Below are 3,965 nucleotides of genomic sequence, written 5' to 3' on the forward strand. Positions count from 1 at the left end.
CACCCCACCAAATCCCCCCGACCCCCACCAGACACCAAACCCACATCACGCACCAACACCCCCACATCACCCACCACCACCGAAAACACCACACCCAACTGCCCCAACAAACGATCCACCGTCGCCCCATCAAACGCCGCAGCCGAAAACTCGACTTTGATCTCCAGCCGATCACGCAATTCCACAGCGAACGTCAGCGGATAATGACCCCGCTCAGCCAGATCAGAGGGAGCGAATAATGCCTCATTATCGCCTGGTCGGTCATCACCTTCCGGCAGCTCTCCCTCCGGGTAATTTCCGAACACCATGATGCTGTCGAACAGTGACGTGCCGTGTGGGACCATCGAGAGTTTCTGGATGTCGGTCAGCGAGGTGTGCTCGAATCGCTGGAGGGCGATCTGGTTGTCCTGCAACTCGCGCAGCCAGTCGATGAACGGCACATCGGCCGGCACCCGAGCCCGCACCGGCAGAGTATTGATGAACATACCGACCATCGATTCCACGCCTGGCAACTCCACAGGGCGGCCGGAAACCGTCAACCCGAACACCACATCCCGCTCACCGCTGTAACGCGACAACAACAACGCCCACCCCGCCTGAATCACCGTTCCAGGAGTGACTCGGGCTTGCCGTGCCAGTTCGAGAAGACCGGTGGTCACCTCACGCGACAACTCCAACCGCCGGCTGTCATGGGTCCACTGCCGGGTTGCCTGGCGGTCCACCGGCAAAGGTGTCGCCGCCTCGAACCCCGCCAGATACGACCGCCAGAACTCCTCCGCCTCGACCGCGTCCCGCTCCGCGAGCCAGGCCACGAAATCGCGGTAGCACGGTGCGTCGGGGAGCTCCAGCTGGTGTTCTTGTTTGAGGGCCTCGTAGGTTTGGAGCACTTCGTCGAGCACGATCGGGACACTCCACCCGTCCAAGCAGATGTGATGGAAGGTCCAGAGTGTCCAGTGCCTGTCGCCGCCTCGGTCGATCACGCACACTCGCATCAGCGGGGGCGCCGAGATGTCGAACGGACGCTCGCGGTCGGCAGCGAGCAGTTCCTCTATCCGGCTGTGCACGCTCACAGTGTCGAGGTGCGACCAGTCCAGCACCTCGAACGGCACCTGAACCGCGTCGTGGACCACCTGCACCGGCTCGGGCACACCCTCCCAGACGAACCCCGTCCGCAACGCCGCATGCCGCCCCACCACCACATCCCACGCCCGCCGCAACGCCGCGACGTCCAGCCGACCGCTGACCTCGCGCAACTCCTGCGCCAGATACACCCCCGAGACCTCAGCGGGAGCCTCCAACGTGTGAAACAACATCCCCAGCTGCACCGGCGTCAACCGATACACATCCGCCACCGCAGCACCCGCCACCAGCCGATCCACACCCACCTGATCCAACCCAGCCAACGGAAAATCCGACGGAGTGAAACCACCCGCACCCGGCGACAAACAATGCGCGATCAACCCCCTCAACGCCCGCACATGAGCATCCGCCATCCCCTGCACACTCTCGGCCCGATACAACCCCGGATCGAAGTGCCACTCCAACTCCACCCGGCCATCACCAGCCCGCCAACCCCGCACCTCCAACCCGAACAACCGCTCCGGCAACCCCACCCCCTCACCACCAAACCAACCAACCAAAACCTCCACATCACCCACCCACCCACCACCACGAACCTGCTCCTTCACCGACTTCAACACCACCCCCGCATCGCCCGACGCCACCCCCGAAACACCCACCGCAACAAACGAACAGAACCAGCCAACCCTCCCAGACAAATCCACCCCCACCCCATCCACCTGCACCGCAACCTGCCCACCCACGCCCTGCACCAACGCCGCCGCCAACACATCACCCACCACCGTCCGATACGCCCCATGCACCCCTACCAACACCGCAGCACTGTCCTCAACCCCCAACCGAACCCGCACCACCCCATCCACACCCAAACCATCGACCAGCTTCTCCGACAAAGCCACACCACACAGCCCGCTCAAATCCTCCAGCAAAACCCCCCAAGACCGCGCATCCACCACCAGCCCATGCACCACCACCCCCAACAGACAAGGCTCATCCCCACGCTCAAACAACACCACCCGCAACACCGGCCCATCAACCACACTCACCGACCCCCGAACCGCCGCCATCCCCTCCTCCACCCCCACCGCCTCAACCACCGAAAACACACCAGCCGACTCCCGCCCAACAACACGCTGCACCCACCCCCGCCCCTCCTCAAACAACACCCGCGCCCGCAACACATCATGACGAGCAACCAACGCCTCCACCGCCCGCCCCAACACCCCCACATCAACACCCGCAGCCAACTCGAACACACCCCACCGACACCACCCATCCCGACCAGCACCCCGCTCCAACAACCCACACTGCGCCACCGTCAACGGCACCACACCCGACACCACCCCCTCATCACCGACCACCCCCGCAAGCTCCGCCACACTCTGCCGAGCAAACACATCCGCCACCTCAACCCGCAAACCCGCCGCCCGCGCCCGAGCCACAATCTGCAAACTCAGAATCGAATCCCCACCAAGATCGAAGAAGTTGTCCCTCACCCCCACCCGCTCCACACCCAGCACCTGCGACCAGATCTCCGCCAACACCACCTCGACCCGCGTGCGCGGCGGCACATACTCCACCCCCGCCACACTCACCCCCGGATCCGGCAACGCCCGCCGATCCACCTTCCCGTTCGCCGTCAACGGCAACACATCCACCACCACGAACGCCGCCGGCACCATGAACTCCGGCAACCGCTCCCGCAAGAACCCCCGCAACCCACCAGACTCCAGCTGGCCTCCCTCGGCCGCCACCACATACCCCACCAACCGCACCCCCGACGGACCATCCTCACGCGCCACCACCACCGCATCACGCACCTCCGGATGCCCGGCCAGCACCACCTCCACCTCACCAGGCTCGACCCGAAACCCACGAATCTTCACCTGATCATCCACCCGCCCCAAAAACTCCAGCACCCCATCCCCCCGCCACCGCACCCGATCCCCCGTCCGATACAACCGCCCCCCACCACCCACAAACGGATCAGCCACAAACCGCTCCGCCGTCAAATCAGCACGCCCCACATACCCCCGCGCCACCCCCACCCCACCAATGAACAACTCACCCGGCACACCCACCGGCACCACATTCAGCCACTCATCCACCACATAGACCCGCACCCCCGCAAGCGGCCGCCCAACCGGCACCATCGAGCCTGTGTCCCCTTCTCCCAGGGACATCATGAGCGAGTCGATCGCCGCCTCGGTCACGCCATACGCATTCGCCGGCGTGGCCCCCGGCGCGACCGCCTTCACGCACTCCATCAAGGCCTCGTAGTTCCAGACCGTGCCGGAGATCACCAACCGCAGCGCGTCCAATGCGCCCGCATGGCGGCAGTACGCCGCCAGATCGCGCAACAGCGTGCCCGGCACGATATCGGCGATCTCCACCCGATGCGCAAGCAGAACGGCGTGCAGTTCTTCCACCGACACCCCGTCCGCCTGCGGTAAGAACACCACCGCCCGGCCCGCACACAACGCACGCACCATGTCCCCGACCGACACATCAAAGCCGGGGCTGGTCATCGACAACGTCACCCCCGGACCGCCCAGCCCCTCCAGCGCCCGCTGCCAACCCGCCACATACCCCGCCAACCCCCGATGCGTGACCGCCACACCCTTCGGCCGCCCCGTCGACCCCGACGTATACGCCACATACGCCAACCCCTCACCCTCCACCGCAACCTCCGCAACCGCCCCGCCCACCGACCAATCCACCTCATCCACCAACACCACACCCCCCTCGAACCCCACCAACCCACCCACCAGATCACGCGTGGTGACAACCACCCCCACACCCGAATCAGCCAGCAAATACGCCAACCGCCCCACCGGCTGCCCCACATTCAACGGCACATACACCCCACCCGCCTTCAACACCGC

Annotated in this window: 1 protein-coding gene; it reads right to left on the reverse strand. The window is 65.2% G+C overall.

Going from position 1 to position 3,965, the window contains the following annotated elements; all coding sequences use genetic code 11:
• Positions 1 to 3,944: condensation domain-containing protein (locus tag DQW85_RS05910; RefSeq protein ID WP_275888176.1), on the reverse strand; the 3,944-nt coding region annotated here is incomplete at its 3' end.
• Positions 3,945 to 3,965: the final 21 nt, after the last annotated feature.

This window comes from Nonomuraea lactucae, from assembly GCF_003313395.1.
Taxonomy (GTDB): domain Bacteria; phylum Actinomycetota; class Actinomycetes; order Streptosporangiales; family Streptosporangiaceae; genus Nonomuraea; species Nonomuraea lactucae.